12 protein-coding genes are annotated in these 16,126 nt (G+C 52.8%); 7 read left to right on the plus strand and 5 right to left on the minus strand.

Annotated elements, in window-relative coordinates; translation table 11 throughout:
• Positions 1–79 precede the first annotated feature (79 nt).
• The 6 genes from ACTRXI_RS13615 (at position 80) to ACTRXI_RS13640 (ending at position 8,260) form a co-directional block, all read left to right on the plus strand.
• On the plus strand, positions 80–1,156 hold the full coding sequence (locus ACTRXI_RS13615) for an ABC transporter ATP-binding protein (protein ID WP_474263398.1): 1,077 nt from the start codon (positions 80–82) through the stop codon (positions 1,154–1,156).
• The gene (locus tag ACTRXI_RS13620; protein ID WP_474263400.1) at positions 1,153–2,691 is read left to right on the plus strand and encodes an ABC transporter permease/substrate-binding protein; all 1,539 of its coding nucleotides are present in this window, start codon (positions 1,153–1,155) and stop codon (positions 2,689–2,691) included. Before ACTRXI_RS13615 ends, ACTRXI_RS13620 begins: the two co-directional genes overlap by 4 nt.
• A 36-nt stretch (positions 2,692–2,727) precedes the next feature.
• The gene (locus ACTRXI_RS13625; RefSeq protein ID WP_322525042.1) at positions 2,728–3,132 is read left to right on the plus strand and encodes a CoA-binding protein; all 405 of its coding nucleotides are present in this window, start codon (positions 2,728–2,730) and stop codon (positions 3,130–3,132) included.
• Between the two features lie 168 nt (positions 3,133–3,300).
• Positions 3,301–5,277 (plus strand): DNA topoisomerase IV subunit B, encoded by a 1,977-nt coding sequence (parE, locus tag ACTRXI_RS13630; protein WP_474263402.1) that lies wholly within the window; start codon positions 3,301–3,303, stop codon positions 5,275–5,277.
• A complete protein-coding gene (gene parC, locus ACTRXI_RS13635; protein WP_474263404.1) occupies positions 5,278–7,704 on the plus strand; it encodes a DNA topoisomerase IV subunit A in 2,427 nt (808 codons plus the stop codon).
• 40 nt (positions 7,705–7,744) lie between these two features.
• A complete protein-coding gene (locus ACTRXI_RS13640) occupies positions 7,745–8,260 on the plus strand; it encodes a metal-dependent hydrolase (RefSeq protein WP_474263406.1) in 516 nt (171 codons plus the stop codon).
• 900 nt (positions 8,261–9,160) lie between these two features.
• Here ACTRXI_RS13640 and ACTRXI_RS13645 read toward each other — a convergent pair.
• The 5 genes from ACTRXI_RS13645 to ACTRXI_RS13665 form a co-directional block, all read right to left on the minus strand.
• Positions 9,161–10,861, minus strand: a complete 1,701-nt coding sequence (locus ACTRXI_RS13645) for a DNA-binding protein (RefSeq protein WP_474263408.1) — start codon at positions 10,859–10,861, stop codon at positions 9,161–9,163.
• A gap of 551 nt (positions 10,862–11,412) precedes the next feature.
• Positions 11,413–11,754 (minus strand): YflT domain-containing protein, encoded by a 342-nt coding sequence (locus tag ACTRXI_RS13650; protein WP_022792168.1) that lies wholly within the window; start codon positions 11,752–11,754, stop codon positions 11,413–11,415.
• Between the two features lie 33 nt (positions 11,755–11,787).
• On the minus strand, positions 11,788–12,384 hold the full coding sequence (locus ACTRXI_RS13655; RefSeq protein ID WP_474263412.1) for a hypothetical protein: 597 nt from the start codon (positions 12,382–12,384) through the stop codon (positions 11,788–11,790).
• Positions 12,385–12,623: 239 nt separating this feature from the next.
• A complete protein-coding gene (locus tag ACTRXI_RS13660) occupies positions 12,624–13,493 on the minus strand; it encodes a S1 RNA-binding domain-containing protein (RefSeq protein WP_474263414.1) in 870 nt (289 codons plus the stop codon).
• A 4-nt stretch (positions 13,494–13,497) separates the two neighbouring features.
• Positions 13,498–14,313 (minus strand): uroporphyrinogen-III synthase, encoded by an 816-nt coding sequence (locus tag ACTRXI_RS13665; RefSeq protein ID WP_474263416.1) that lies wholly within the window; start codon positions 14,311–14,313, stop codon positions 13,498–13,500.
• Between the two features lie 174 nt (positions 14,314–14,487).
• Between ACTRXI_RS13665 and ACTRXI_RS13670 the strand changes: the two genes are divergently transcribed.
• Complete coding sequence (locus ACTRXI_RS13670; RefSeq protein ID WP_474263419.1) at positions 14,488–16,086, plus strand: ABC-F family ATP-binding cassette domain-containing protein; 1,599 nt, start codon at positions 14,488–14,490, stop codon at positions 16,084–16,086.
• The last annotated feature ends 40 nt before the right edge of the window (positions 16,087–16,126 follow it).

Genomic DNA, 16,126 nt, shown 5'->3' on the forward strand with positions numbered 1-16,126 from the left:
GATGCACTTTTGTGAAATAAAGTAGAGACTCTAATAATTTAGATGTCCCTTGCAACAGAACCATAATAGGGGGATTGGCATGATTACATTCACTGACATTGCAAAGACGTTTCCCGGTGCCGACGACCCGGCCGTTCAAAACTTTAACGCCACGGTCGAGCAGGGGGAATTTTTCGTCTTGATCGGCCCGAGCGGGTGCGGCAAGACGACCACGCTGAAAATGATCAACCGGCTGATCGAACCAAGCACCGGCACGATCCGGATTCAGGACAAGGACATCCGGGACTGGGACCGCCATGAACTGAGGTGGAACGTCGGGTACGTGCTGCAGCAGATTGCTCTGTTTCCGACGATGACCATTGCCGAAAACATTGCGGTCGTTCCGGAAATGCGGCGCTGGAAGAAAAACGAGATCAAGGAACGCGTCGATGAACTGCTGCAGATGGTCGGCCTCGACCCGGATACATACCGCAACCGGAAGCCGTCGGAGCTCTCCGGCGGCCAGCAGCAGCGAATCGGGGTGATACGGGCCCTCGCCGCGGATCCGGATATTATCCTGATGGATGAGCCGTTCAGTGCCCTCGACCCGCTGAGCCGGGAACAGCTGCAGGAGGACATCCGCGCCCTGCAGCAGAACATTCAAAAAACGATTGTTTTCGTCACCCACGACATGGACGAGGCGCTTGCCCTCGGCGACCGGATCTGCCTCATGAAAGACGGTGACATCGTCCAGATTGGCACGCCGCGTGAGCTGAAAAATGAGCCGGCCAATGATTTTGTGCGAGACTTTATCGGAGACCGCCGGGACGAATGGGACACCCCGGTCCGTTCGGTCATGAGCGGCCGCGACAGCCAGTACATTGCAAGTGTCCATGACATGCCCGAAATGCCGCTGTATCCGGCTCCACTGTATATTTTCGACCAGAACGATACGTTTCTCGGCCGCCGGGACGGCGACTCCATTGCGTCCCAGAAAACCGTGATTTCCCCGGATCATGTACTGTATGACGCCCTCAGGACCTTTAATGACACTGATGCCGAAGCGCTGCCGGTACTCGAAGAAGGACGGCTCGTCGGAGCGCTCAGCTATAAGGACGTGATGCAGTTTCTGCAAAAAGCGAAACTCGCATCTGCAGGAGGTGACACAGAGGCATGAACTTACTCGAAAATACGTATCAGCTGTTCACCGACGAGCAGGGACAGTTCTGGACCCTCGTCTGGGAGCACGTCAACATGAGCCTGATTTCGCTTCTGTGCGCCTCCTTTATTGCGGTTCCGGTCGGGGTGCTCCTGACCCGTCGGCGGTCGATTGCCGAGCCGATCATCGGGATCGCCGCGGTGCTGCAGACGATTCCGAGTCTCGCCCTGCTCGGGTTCATGATTCTCATTCTGAACCAGATCGGCACCGTGCCGGCTGTGGTCGCTTTGACCGCCTACGCGCTGCTTCCGATTCTGCGCAACACCTACACCGGCATCGCCGGCGTGGACCCGGCCCTCGTGGAAGCGGCCACCGGCATGGGGATGAATTCCTTCCGGCGCCTGCGTAAAATTGAGCTGCCGATGGCCATGCCGGTGATCATGGCCGGCATCCGGACCTCGATGGTGCTGATCGTCGGGACCGCCACTCTGGCAGCTCTGATCAGCGCAGGGGGCCTCGGCGATTTCATCATGACGGGCATCGACCGGGCGGACAACGCCTACATCCTGCTCGGCGCCATTCCAGCAGCCCTTCTGGCTCTGTTTTTTGACCTGGTGCTGCGGATCACGGAACGCACGTCCCAGGGCAAGGCACTTGCTCCCGTGGCTATTGTTCTCGGCGTGGCGCTGTTAGTCGTGATCACGCCAGCGCTTGCCTCCAACCAGCAGGAAGAGCTCGTCATCGGCGGGAAGGAAGGGGCCGAGCCTGAAATTCTTGCCAACATGTACTCGCTGCTCATTGAGGAAAACACCGACCTTGATACGAGCGTTGACGCCGGGCTAGGGAGCACAAGCATTGCGTTTAACGCCCTGGAGTCCGACGATATTGATATTTATCCGGAGTTCACCGGCACCGTTACCGCCAACCTGTATGACCAGGGCGTGCCGGCCGGAAGCACCCGGGAAGAAGTATACGAGGAAGCGCGCACCCTGCTTGCCGATGACGATCTCGCCTATCTCGAGCCAATGGAGTACAACAATACGTATGCTCTGGCGCTCCGCGAAGAGGAAGCCGACAACCTTGGCGTTGAAACCATTTCCGATCTCGAGCCGCATACCGATGAGCTTGTACCCGGGTTTACCTTTGAATTTGCCGACCGTCAGACCGACGGCTATCCCGCGATTGTCGACACCTACGGCTTCGAGTTTGACGAAGTGGAAACCCTTGATGCCGGCCTTCGTTCCAATGCTCTGCAGGAAGGCCAGATCGATTTGATTGACGCCTACTCCACCGATGCGTATATCATAGAGTACGGGCTTACCGTACTCGAAGACGATGAAAATGTATTTCCGCCGTACCAGGGGGCTCCGCTTTTAAAGCAGGAAACCCTGGATGACAACCCTGGTCTCGAAGAAGCATTAAACCGCCTCGGCGGCCAGATTACCAATGAAGAAATGCAGGAAATGAACTACGAGGTGGACTACGAAGGCGCCGACCACCGGGAAGTAGCCCGGGACTACCTCGAAGAAAATAACCTGCTTGGCAGCAACTAACAGGCAGTAGATTCGTATCTCAAGGAGGGACAACCAATGAAAAACCCTGAACGACAAGAAATACGGGCCATTCTCGACCGAAGCAAACGCATCGCGGTCGTCGGCCTGTCGGATAACCCGTACCGGACGTCCTACCAGATCAGCAAAGTCATGCTTGAAGCGGGCTACGAGATTATTCCGGTCAATCCGACGGTGGAAAAAGTCTTTGACATTCCGGCCGTCGACTCGCTGAAAGACATTGAGGGCCACATTGATATCGTCAATGTGTTCCGCCGCAGCGAGTTCCTCAAAGGCGTGGCCGAGGAAGCAGCCCAGGTGGACGCAGACGTATTCTGGGCCCAGCTCGGCCTGGTGAGCGAGGAAGCGTACGATATTGCGGCCAATGCAGGCATGACGGTGATCATGGACCGCTGCATTAAAGTGGAGCATGCGATCGCGTAAGCACCGATTATACCGAACAGCATCCAACCTTGGCGGGACTTTCCTGCCAAGGTTTTCCTGTCTGCAGAAGGGATGGCCCCGAAATTGAAACATATGTTCCCGTTCATTGACAAACTGTGTTAGTATGAAATATAACTAGAACGGAGAACGAAGAAGGGAGAGACAGGAGTGGCAGCAGATAAATCCTATCAATATAACGATGAATCCATTCAAGTACTGGAGGGGCTCGAAGCGGTCCGGAAACGTCCGGGCATGTACATCGGCAGCACGGACAGCCGCGGGCTTCACCATCTTGTTTTTGAAATTCTTGATAATTCGGTCGATGAAGCGATCGCCGGCTACGGCAGCGTGATCGAAGTGACGCTGCACAAGGACGGGAGCGTCTCTGTATCCGACCACGGCCGGGGCATGCCGACCGGCACCCACAGCTCCGGCAAGCCAACTCCAGAAGTGATTTTGACCGTGCTTCATGCCGGCGGGAAATTCGGCCAGGGCGGCTATGCTACAAGCGGCGGGCTGCACGGCGTCGGTGCCTCGGTGGTCAACGCTCTGTCGGAATGGCTTGAAGTCACTATTTACCGGGACAACCAGATTTTCGAGCAGCGCTTTGAAAACGGCGGCCGTCCGGTGACGACCCTTGAACAGAAGGGAAACACCAAAAAAACCGGGACGACGATCCGGTTCAAGCCGGACGCTTCCATGTTCAATGCGGTGCACTACCAGTTTGATGTGCTGGCAGAACGTCTGCGCGAAGCTGCGTTTCTGTTGAAGGGCACAAGCATCCGTCTGCATGATAAGCGTGACAAAGAACCGGTGACCGAAGAATTTCAGTTTGACACCGGCATTCAGGCGTTTGTGGAGTATTTAAACGAAGACAAGGAAACCCTGCATCCGGTCGTGTCCTTTGAAGGGAAGGCCCAGGATATCGAGGTGGACTTTGCGTTTCAGTTTACCGACGGCTATACGGAGAACATGCTGTCGTTTGTGAACAACGTTCGTACCCGCGACGGCGGTACGCATGAGTCCGGCGCCCGTTCGGCGTTTACCCGGGTGCTCAACGAACACGCCCGCAAGCTGCAGCTGTTAAAGGAGAAGGATAAAAACCTCGACGGCAGTGACATCCGTGAAGGGCTGACCGCCGTGGTCTCCATCCGGATTCCGGAGCATCTGCTGCAGTTTGAAGGGCAGACGAAAAGCAAGCTCGGTACGCCGGAGGCCCGCTCCGCGGTGGATCAGTACATTACGGACCGCCTGACGTATTTTCTGGAGGAAAACTCGACGGTCAGCACAATGCTGATCAAAAAAGCCATCAAAGCCGCCCAGGTGCGGGAAGCCGCGCGCAAAGCCCGGGAGGAAGCCCGAAATGGTAAAAAGAACCGGAAAAAAGACGCGCTCTTGAGCGGCAAGCTCACCCCCGCGCAGTCCAAAAACCCGGACCGCAATGAGCTGTATCTCGTCGAAGGGGATTCGGCCGGCGGCTCGGCCAAGCAGGGGCGCGACCGTAAATTTCAGGCTGTGCTCCCGCTGCGCGGCAAGGTCATTAACACGGAAAAAGCGAAGCTCGATGATATTATGAAAAACGAAGAAATCCGCACCATCATCTATGCCCTCGGCGCCGGGGTCGGCACGGACTTCACCCTCGAAGACCGGAACTACGACAAGGTTGTGATTATGACAGACGCTGATACCGATGGTGCTCATATTCAGGTGCTTTTGCTGACGTTTTTCTACCGCTACATGCGGGAGCTCGTGGAATCGGGGAAAGTCTATATTGCCCTGCCGCCGCTCTATAAGGTCAGCAAAGGAAGCGGCCCCAAGCAAAAATCCGAATATGCCTGGGAGGAGAATGGCCTCCAGGAAGCTATTCAGCGCATTGGTAAAGGCTACGCCATCCAGCGCTACAAGGGCCTCGGGGAAATGGACGCCTCCCAGCTGTGGGAGACGACCATGAATCCGGACAGCCGGACCCTTATCCGGGTGACCGTGGAGGACGGCGCCCGTGCAGACCGCCGCGTATCCACGCTGATGGGCAATAAAGTAGAGCCCCGGCGCAAGTGGATTGAATCCAACGTGGCGTTCGGCATGGAAGAGGACTTGAATATTTTGGATAACACTGATTTGCAGATTATTAAGGAGGAACCGTAAGTGGCTGATGCAGAACAATACTTGGATCTTCGCCTCGAAGACGTTCTCGGCGAACGCTTCGGGCGCTACAGCAAATACATTATTCAGGAACGTGCCCTCCCGGACGCACGCGACGGATTAAAACCCGTTCAGCGCCGGATTCTGTTTGCAATGCTTCAGGACGGCAACACTGCGGATAAACCATTCCGCAAAGCAGCAAAAACAGTCGGGAACGTCATCGGGAACTATCATCCGCACGGGGATTCCTCCGTGTATGAGGCCATGGTGCGGATGAGCCAGGAATGGAAGGTGCGCGCCCCGCTCGTCGAAATGCACGGCAACAACGGCTCTGTCGACGGCGACCCGCCGGCGGCGATGCGTTACACGGAAGCGCGTCTCGCGAGCGTCTCGTCCGAACTGCTGAAAGATATCGAAAAACAGACGGTGGAGCACGTAACCAACTTTGATGACACGCAGGAGGAGCCGACGGTTCTGCCGGCGAAATTCCCGAACCTGCTGATCAACGGATCCACCGGCATTTCCTCCGGCTATGCGACCGATATTCCGCCGCATCAGCTGGGGGAAATTATTGATGCCGCGGTCGCGCAGCTCGAAAAGCCGTCGGTATCAACCGACGAACTGATGCAGTACGTGCAGGGACCCGATTTTCCGACCGGCGGTGTCATTCAGGGCAAGGACGGCATCCGCCAGGCGTATGAGACCGGCCGGGGGAAAGTCGTCGTCCGGGCCAAAACGAGCATCGAGCAGGTGCGGGGCGGACGGGAACAGATTCTGATTACCGAGCTGCCGTATGAAGTAAACAAGTCCACGCTCGTAAAGAAGATGGATGAACTCCGGTTTGACCGTAAAGTCGACGGGGTCGCCGAAGTGCGTGATGACACGGACCGGACCGGCCTCCGGGTCGTCATTGAACTCAAAAAAGATGCCGACGCCCAGAGCGTGCTGAACTTTTATTACAAAATGACGGACCTTCAGGTGTCGTACAATTTCAATATGGTTGCCATTAATGACCGGACCCCGCAGCTGATGAATTTAAAGCAGCTGCTTGATGCCTACATCAGCCACCGGCGGAGTGTCGTCACCAATCGCTCCCAGTTTGACCTCAACAAAGCGGAGCAGCGCCAGCATATCGTGGAAGGCCTGATTAAGGCGATCAGCGTACTCGACCAGGTGATTGATACGATCCGCCAGTCGGAAAACAAGAAAAACGCGAAGGGAAACCTGGTGGAGCAGTTTGTCTTCACCGATGCCCAGGCCGAGGCCATCGTGAACCTGCAGCTGTACCGCTTAACCAATACTGATGTTACCCAGCTCGAAAAAGAAGCCGGAGAGCTCGAAAAAGAAATCAAGCGGCTCCGCGGCATCCTCTCGAGCGAAAAGAAACTGCAGCAGGTCGTGAAAAAGGAGCTGCAGGAAGTCAAAAAGCAGTATGACGACACCCGCCGCACCGTGATTGAAGCGGAAATCGAAGAGCTTAAGATCGACCGCGAAGTGATGATTCCGTCCGAGGATGTTATTGTGACCGCCACAGCAGAGGGCTACATTAAACGAACGAGCCAGCGCTCCTACGCGGCTTCAAACACCGAACCGCCAGGGATGAAAGAGGAAGACGCCCTGTTGTTTTTCCGCGACATGAATACAACAGATATGCTGCTGTTGTTTACGAAAAAAGGACAGTTTATCTACCTGCCGGTACATATGCTTTCCGAAATTCGCTGGAAGGATAATGGCCAGCATATCGGCAACATTTCCCCGCTTGACCCGGGGGATGCGCTGGTGGCCGTCGTGCCGGTGCAGGAGTTCACCGAAGAGGATTATTTTGTGTTTATCACCCGCCAGGGCATGATCAAAAAAACGGCAATGAACGCCTATCAGGCATCGCGCTACGGACGCTCCATGATTGGAGTAAATGTAAAGGACGGGGACGAAGTGCTTTCCGTGTACCAGACAAACGGGGAGCAGGAGTTGTTTCTCACGACCCATCAAAACTACGGTCTCCGCTTCCATGAACAGGAGGTTTCTCCCGTCGGTGTCCGCGCGGCCGGTGTCAAAGCGATTGATTTAAAAGACGGGGATGTGGTCACCGGGGCGCATGTAACCTCGGCCTATAAAACCGAGGATGCGGTCATGGTCACCCAGCGCGGCGGCGTTAAACGCATGAGTCTGGATGATATTCCAATAACGAACCGGGCCAAGCGGGGGGTCGTTCTCTGGAAGGAAGTTAAATCCAGGCCGCACCGGATCATCGCGAGCTATATTCTAAATGGCGAGCCATTTGTGCTGCAGGCCCGGACGAAAAATATGACGGTCACGATTGACCCGGCAAAATATCGGCGGGTGGACCGTTACAGCAATGGTTCCTATGTTATTGATACGAAAAAGCACGGAGTGATTGAAGCCGTATGGAAGGATATTCCGTACCAGTAAATCCCACTCCGATCACTTTCAAAAAGGACGCTGAACAATCATGAAAGCAGGAACACATGTGATCGGAGCAGTCACCGGCGGCCTGGCCGTCCAGTGGCTGACGCCGGTGCCTTTTGCCTTTTTTGAATGGGAGACCAGTATTTATGTCGCAAGCCTGGTTTTCGGGGGCCTGGCCCCGGACATTTGCCAGCCAAACTCATGGATGGGGAGGCGGGTGCCGGGCGTTTCCCATCTGATTTCGAAGCTGGTGGGGCACCGCACCTTTACCCACAGCCTTCTGCTCGTGCTGCTTGTCTTCATGGCCCTTGCCCAGTGGCAGGAAGGATGGGGACTCGCACTGCAGTGGGGCATCAGCCTCGGAATTTTAAGCCATATTGTGCTCGACATGATGACCACCAAAGGCGTCCATGTGCTGTTTCCGCTGCACTATGCCTTTCGGTTCCCATTTACGACAAAAACCGGATCCACCTTTGGCGAAGGGCTGATCAACGCCTTGCTCATCGCCGGTTTATTTTACGTGAGCTTTCAGCTGTTTTCGATTGATGTCACGCTGTAAACAAACATGCCAAAAAACCAATGAAGGAAGCATCAGTACAGAATGATACTGGTGCTTTTTATTTGTTTTGTCTCAAAACACGAAGTTATCTTTAGTATTGAAACAACATATCATTAACTTCCGATAATATATATTATGTTAACTAGAAATAAATGAATTACGTCAGGCTGTCATTTTAGCTTTATATCTCCGCCTTCCCTTTCAGGAATCAACTTTCCTATTCAGGCTTTGCCTTGAATCGTCTGTACTGTCACTCCGACAGGTTTGATAAATTCTATGCGGGTCGTTTCAACTGCGATAACTGATACCCTTCATGCTAAGCGTTCCCCGCCGGGCTCATTATTTTACACTGCGTGCATTCCTGTCCGCATCCAAAACAAACTTTTTAATTGTAATGACGGTTTCCGGCAGCTGATGAAAAGAATGATGCTGCTATGATACCAGCCATTTTCAGCGGCTGTTCAGATACTCTTGATGCGTGTCCTTCAGTTTCAGATTCGGTTCCTTTACAAGCATTTTTTAACCCGCTCCTAATAGCCGTTTATATCCCTTGCTATTTAATCAACACAAGCCCGTTTTCCGCTTTTTATTTGTCTCAAAATCAACTGAGACGATTCTTGCTTCCATTCATTTCCTGGTGCCATTTGAAACTCGAAGTGTTTTCTGGGTCCATGAGCAATAAAAAAGACCCCCGAAGGAGTCTTTCCAGGCCATTTCCGACATATCGCCGGAAAAATGACGTTCCCGCTCTGTAAAACCGCGGGTAAGTGCTGTTTTAATTGCCCTGAGACACCGCTCCCGCTCCGGGCCGTTTCAAAGACACGTACATGTCTCTGCGGGCAGTTAAATTGCTGAGAGCGCGCTGCTTATATTATAAAGAATCGTGCCAGCCGCTAATCCCTACCACGGCTGGTCGGTGATTTCCTGGACCGTGCCAATGTCTTCGCTGCGGTTGACCGTAAAGCTGATCTCGTCGCCTTCCTGCATCAGCACAGCGTCAGCATCACTGGAGGTGTTGTAGACATAAAGGGTTTCATCGCCCTCAAGCTTAAACTGGACAAGATTGGCGTCCTCGGCGCCGGACGTGATGACGACCCGGTCGACCGTTCCTTCCGCTTCTTCCCGGTCGGCTTCGCTCGCTTGCACGCCTTCATCGGTAGAGGCAAGCGCGGAGCGGTAATTTTCCAGCGCTCCCTGCGCGGTGTCGCCAAACGCGTATACGTCGGCATCATTCGCTTTAATGTAGGCGTACTGCCGGAACAAACCTGCCGGATCGAGCGTATTAACCACCCACGTCGCATTGCCGTTAATGTTGTACATGATTGGCATGCTGCCGGTCCATTCTTTCTCCGGGAACTGTCGGTTCACGATGCCGCGCGCTCCCTGGGTGTCCATCGCACCTGTATATTCCTCGCCGTTGTACAGACGAAGCTCTCCGGTGCGGGCGTCAATAAAGGATACGCCGAGCGTAGAGTCCGAGTCTTCATTCGGGCTGGTAAAGTCGGTAAAGTAGCTCATATTTCCCTCTGCATCAAAAACCGGTGTGACCTTATTCTCGGTTCCGTTTTCATTTGGAATCAGCACATCCTCTTTTCCAAACATGTAATTAAAAAGCCCCTGCCCGTATTTTCCGTACTTGTCGTTCATGTCACTCGCCATCGCCGGGCTGTACACACTTTCCACAAACGACGGAGCGTCATCAGGTTTGTACTTGGACGCGTCCCCTGTTTCAGGATCAACGATCACCACCTGCGCGTTGGTATGATCCGTGTGCCACGTTAAGGTGCGGTTCTGATAGACCGTTTGAACGTACCAGGGTTTCCCTTCCTCATCCACCTCCAGATAGGTGCTCCCGCTCTGGTACCAGGATGGAAAGGCGCTGTAAATCACCCGGTTCAGCTTCTCGTTAAAAAAGCTGCTGTTGGTGTACTGCATGGACGATTCCACAAAGGTCGGATTGTCGTTCGGGTCGACCGCAGAAATCTGGAAATATCCCGGCGTTCCATCACCACGAAACCAGCGGAACAGGTTCGTGTAATCCACATTGGCGACATACATCGGCTCCCCATCGATCACCTGGGCCTGAATGTCTCCAAAGTCATAAAACTGCGCGTTCTCTACTTCCGACATTGCTTTTTGCATTTTATTACGGGCGGATTCAGGCGCCACCTGCACAGGCGTCTCCTCCTCGGAAAACGAAGGGGGATTGTCCGCTACCTGGCTGTTGTTGTCGATCGCTTCGTGCGTCTCCCCGTAGCCAAACAGGCTCCGTACCAGAAGCACAATCAGAAAGAGAAGGATCACCGCACCGCCAAGAGCGGAGATATTGATGCTTTTATCAGGCACTCCTTCTCCTGAAGTCCTGGCCAGGGCGTAAAAGATGGCGCTGAACACCAGCAGGGCGACGAGGTTGGGCCCAGCCAGTGAAAGCATCGTCCAGGCCGGAAGGAAAAAATAGCTGGCAATCGCGGCTAAAACAAATGTCAGCCCAAGCGCAGGCAAAACGGATTTAACCAATAAACGCGGGCGGAGAATAGCAATAACCAGAGCGGCAATAAAAGAAAAAATCATTACAAGTAAAGCAGTCAGTAAAATAGTCAAAAAAACACTCCAAGCGTCATAGAATTAGGTTCGGTTGGCATCTGAGCGGCATGATCCGCCTGTTTAACCAGCGGTCTTAACCGTTTATATGTACTTTCATTGTAAAGCAGCAACGGGCACTTGTCTTATAGGGGAATTCCCGCCTTAGTACCTGACAGATTATCGTCTCCTTCCTCATAGGTGATAAAAAATGCTCCCGCTCCACCATAGCATGAGCGTCCATCGTGCCACTCGTATTTTTCAACCGCAGAAGCATCCAATCACTCTTCGGGGATTATGATCACTTTTGAGATAAATTACGAAACGCACACCAAAATCCCCTGTAAGCAGCAGAGGTATGTGCCCTTTTCTCCGATGGCTGCTGTCTATGGGATGAGATATTCGTACCCTGCTTAAAATGGAAATAAATAATCTTTCTCCCTGCAGAGCGGCATTCAGGCAAAAAAGAAATGACGAAGATATAGAAGCAAAGCATAAGTTTTATTGTATCAGCCATATCACTGTAAAAAAATGGTTGTCTATGTAAAATAAAAAAGCCCTGACGCCAGGGCTTAAAATTCAACTTGATCCTGATTGGTAACCACAAGCAGCGTTTTGCCTTTTTGCAGTTCTTCTTCGAGGCGCTCGGACTTTTCTGAATCAAAACCGAGCTTCTGCAGCTTAGTTAAAATGGTTTTCGTTTTCCCCCGGAATACGTTTTTCAGGCTTGTGCCGAATCCGACCACCTTCATTCCCACTTTTTTAGCGTCGGTATCTTTTCTCGCCCGGCGGTCGTGATCATTATCGTACGCCAGGATGTACATATCCTCGTCCCGGATCCCGTCATTGCGAAGTTTATCAATCGTTTCACTCAATGTTTCGTCGTTATGAAAAATCTTGAACTTAGGTTCCATTCGCTTCACCTCATTAAATTAGTATAAGTTCACTTAGGCATTGGATGCTTTTTTTAATTTTTTGATTGCTTTTGCCGGTTGTTGCGTCGAGGCTTTCGTGCCTTCAAATTTTTCTTCCTCGTACTCTTCTTCCTGCTCCCAGGCGTCTTCGGTTCCGCTGCTGTCAGAAGCTTCTGTAGCACTTTCCCCGGTTTCAGACGAAGGCTGCCCCCTGCTGTTCTCACGATCAGCAGGGGTCCGCTCAGGGTCATACGCAGGGCCCTGAATTTTTTCGCCGGTATGAATGACGGCTTCACCCACATGGTAGCGCAGAGTGTAAATTTTCTTTTTAATCTTTTTCGGCACCTTGGCCATTGCAAAGGCAGCCGCTGATACTTTGGCGGCCCGCTTGACGGTTTTCACCGTCCCCTTGGCTTTTTTCTCCATACCCTGCCCGGATTTAATGGCCTGGCTCAGCGGTTCCGGACTCAGCTTCCGGGCTTTTTTTGCGGTCTGGTTGACGTTTTTTTCTGTTTTTTTACCAATATCTTTGCGCAGCAATGGCAGCGCCCCGCCGATTAAACTGCCGGCAGCCATGAACGCGTAGGTAAGGTTGTCATTGCTTTTGGAGCTTTTCTTCTTGCTGCTCACTGTCCCACCGCCATTCAAAAGTATGATTGCATGTACCATACCCGTATCTGTTTGTTCTTAAGCCACACTCGTTTCATAAACATACTTTAGGTCCAGAGCCCGCGGGAACACGCTCCCGCTCAAGCTCAAACTAAAGAGGCGCCCGGCGGTTAATGTATTCATCCCATAAAAAAAGCGGCCCTGGGAGGGTCCGCTCTTCTGTCATGATATGCCGCCCGGTTTCGTAAAACCTGAAGCCATTACTCTTTGTGCCCCTCCGAATGCTCGAGGATCAGCGTGTTGTTTTCCTGGCGGATGTGCTTTTCCTTCAACAGCGAACCAACCGCCCGCTTGAACGCTGCCTTGCTGAGACCAAATTCCCTCCGGATGGTTTCCGGACTGCTCCGGTCCCCGAATGGGAGCGTGCCGCCCTCCCGCTGCATCCGATCCAGAAGCAGCCGGGCGTCTTCGCCGATCGCTATTTCCTTTGGCGGATACATCGAGGCGTTTAGCGACCCGTCCTCCTGGCGGTGGGTAATACGCGCCTTCAGTTCTTCCCCTACGCGCGGCCGGTGGGTCCAGTCCGATTCATGGATGAAGATTTTATAACGGTCTGCGGTTAATAAAAAGGCCCCGAACGGCGGTGAACTGTAAACCGTAGCATCGAGCCACGTATGGTGCAGCTCTGCGGGGGCAGGTGCCATCAGCTGCTGCACATCGTCTTCATTTGCCGGAAAGGCTCTCAGGCCGCTGGCTGTGTACTCCAGGTGCACAAACAGAAACTCTCCCGGAGCGGGCCAGTACGCTTCATCCTGCAGGTAATCATGCCGTTCCACCGGCGCCTTCCACCGTTCGTCGACCGCTACTTCGATGCCATGGCTTGCGTCGCTTGTCACGACTGCCCGCCAGGCAAAGCCTTCCTCTTCTACTTCCGGCAGATGCACATCCAGCCGCTTGTTTCCTTCTTCGTCAAACCAGCTGATCGCCTCCACCTGGTCCCCGGAGGAAAGCTCTTCGTCAGTATCTTCTTTATACAGTCGGGCAATTTGGGCTCCCGAAGCGAGAACATAGTACTCGCCTTTATCATTCAATACGTTCCATCGCTGCATGCGTGAGAATAGTTGTTTCAATGGATTAGTCCTTTCGTTGTTCAAAATGTTTGGATAAAGCGACAATCATGGCGCCCATCCGTTCGTTTTCCGGCACCACGTAGTCTTCAATGCCTCTTTCTTTTAACGCTTCCGCCGTTACTTTCCCGACCGCCGTCGGAACCACCTGGCGGCTGAGCGCTTCCTGCAGCTCTTCGGTGCGTCCTGCCTTTGCGGCATGCTGAAAGAGAGCGTGCACCTGAATGGCGGTTGTAAAGCAGATAGCGTCACTTTCTGCATTCAAAAGGTCTTCGAGGCATGCGGACGCCACAGCTTCTTCCGGAGGCGTATGCTGATACGGCAGAATGTCATACACGTCGGCTCCGTGATCTTCAAGGTACCGGCGGAGCCTCGGGTTTTCAATCCCGTGCAGCTGCACCATCACCTGCTTCTGCCGGAAATCGTGGCCGTCAAGAGCACGGATCATGCCTTCGGTCGTCCCGTCATCATCACGGGCCGCGATAGCGCAGTCCAGGCCTTTTAGGACATTAGCGGTCTTGTATCCCCGGGCCGCCACCTTTGTCTGCTGGATTTTTTGCACAAAAGCTTCCCGGAGTCCTTCCTCCTCTGCAATATCAAGCATTGCGTTCAGTCCCATGCCCGTCATGAATATGCTCCAGTCCACCGGCTGCTCCAGATAGGCCCGCATCGGAGCCCGAAGCTGTTCTTCATTTAAAAATGAGGTGCCCTGGAGCGGGTAGTTAAGCGGCTCTCCTCCCTGCCGCCGAATCAACTCTTCCATTTCCTCTGTTTTCCGGGATGCGGCAAGAATCACCTGCCGTCCGCTTAATCCTTTGGCCACCGAAATGCCTCCTTTGGTCTCTAACCGTTTTCTGCATTTACTATATCATGCTTTTTCTGTATCTGACAGCAGTGCCGATCTTCTTTTCTGCGGAAAACCGTCCCTTCCCCTGTTCATTTTGAACTGCTGCGTGTTAGTATGAAAAAGACTGTTATTTATAAAGGAGATATGAACATGATTGATGTACAAAACGTTGGGCTCCGGTTCGGGGATCAAATTTTATTTGAAGACGTTAATATAAAGTTTACTCCCGGCAACTGCTACGGCTTGATCGGGGCGAACGGGGCCGGCAAATCCACGTTCTTAAAAATTCTTTCCGGGGAAATTGATTCCCAGAGCGGAAATGTAATCATGGATAAAGATTCGCGGCTTGCCGTGCTGAAGCAGGATCACTTCGCGTATGAGGAATACACGGTTATCGATGTGGTCATTATGGGCCACAGCCGCCTGTATGAAGTGATGAACGAAAAAAACGAAATTTATATGAAACCCGACTTTTCCGACGAAGACGGCATGAAAGCTGCAGAGCTTGAGGCGGAATTTGCGGAAATGAACGGGTACGAAGCGGAAACAGAAGCTGCCCAGCTGCTGCAGGGCCTCGGCATTACAGAGAATCTGCATCAGAAGCCGATGTCTTCGTTAAGCGGTTCCCAGAAAGTGAAAGTACTGCTCGCGCAGGCATTGTTCGGCGATCCGGACGTTCTGCTTCTCGACGAGCCGACCAACAACCTGGACGTGCAGGCGGTTCACTGGCTTGAAGAGTTTCTGATCAACTTTGAAAACACGGTCATTGTCGTTTCCCACGACCGTCACTTTCTGAACCAGGTATGCACGCATATTGCGGACCTCGACTTTAACAAAATTGAACTGTACGTCGGCAATTATGACTTCTGGTACGAATCCAGCCAGCTCGCCCAGAAGATGGCCCGCGAGCAGAACAAGAAAAAAGAGGAACAAATTAAGGAACTGAAAGACTTCATTGCCCGTTTCAGCGCGAACGCCTCCAAGTCCAAGCAGGCCACCTCCCGGAAAAAAACGCTGGATAAAATTTCTCTTGATGACATCAAGCCGTCCTCGAGAAAGTATCCATTCGTGCAATTTAAGCCGAACCGGGAGCTTGGCAAGGACCTGCTGACTGTCGAAAATCTGTCGAAAACTATTGATGGTGTCAAAGTGCTTGATAACGTCAATTTCACCCTTAACAGCGGGGACAAAGTAGCGTTTGTAGGCGAAGAGGAAACGAAAAAAACCGTTCTGCTGCAGATTTTAGCCGGCGAAATGGAGCCGGACAGCGGCGACTACAAATGGGGACTGACCACCAGCCGCTCCTACTTCCCAAAAGACAATTCTGCTTACTTTGAAGGCCTGAACATTAATCTGGTGGACTGGCTGCGCCAGTACTCCCCGGACGATCAGAGCGAAACATTTATTCGTGGCTTCCTTGGACGTATGCTCTTTTCCGGCGAAGAAGTATTTAAAAAAGCGGATGTGCTTTCCGGTGGCGAAAAGGTCCGCTGCATGCTTTCCAAAATGATGTTAAGCGGTGCGAACGTTCTTATTATGGATGAGCCGACCAACCACCTCGACCTCGAAGCTATCCAGGCATTGAACAATGGCCTGAAGTCCTTTAACGGTTCGGTCCTCTTCACTTCTCATGACCATGAATTTGTTCAGACGATTGCCAACCGGATTATTGAATTCACTCCGGATGGTATGATCGACAAAGAAATGAGCTACGATGAGTATATTGAAGAGCAGTATGCTCGCGCGTAACGTTTTTATGTAATCTATCAAGCATCAGGGTGTTTGTCCC

The sequence above is a fragment of the Marinococcus sp. LNHM4E3-1 genome (genome assembly GCF_056034405.1).

Bases quoted from the DNA above. Each gene is read 5' to 3' on its own strand.
- ACTRXI_RS13625 (WP_322525042.1), top strand. From the start codon at position 2,728: ATGAAAAACCCTGAACGACAAGAAATACGGGCCATTCTCGACCGAAGC.
- ACTRXI_RS13640 (WP_474263406.1), top strand. From the start codon at position 7,745: ATGAAAGCAGGAACACATGTGATCGGAGCAGTCACCGGCGGCCTGGCC.
- ACTRXI_RS13620 (WP_474263400.1), top strand. From the start codon at position 1,153: ATGAACTTACTCGAAAATACGTATCAGCTGTTCACCGACGAGCAGGGA.
- ACTRXI_RS13650 (WP_022792168.1), bottom strand. From the start codon at position 11,754: ATGGAACCTAAGTTCAAGATTTTTCATAACGACGAAACATTGAGTGAA.
- ACTRXI_RS13670 (WP_474263419.1), top strand. From the start codon at position 14,488: ATGATTGATGTACAAAACGTTGGGCTCCGGTTCGGGGATCAAATTTTA.
- ACTRXI_RS13615 (WP_474263398.1), top strand. From the start codon at position 80: ATGATTACATTCACTGACATTGCAAAGACGTTTCCCGGTGCCGACGAC.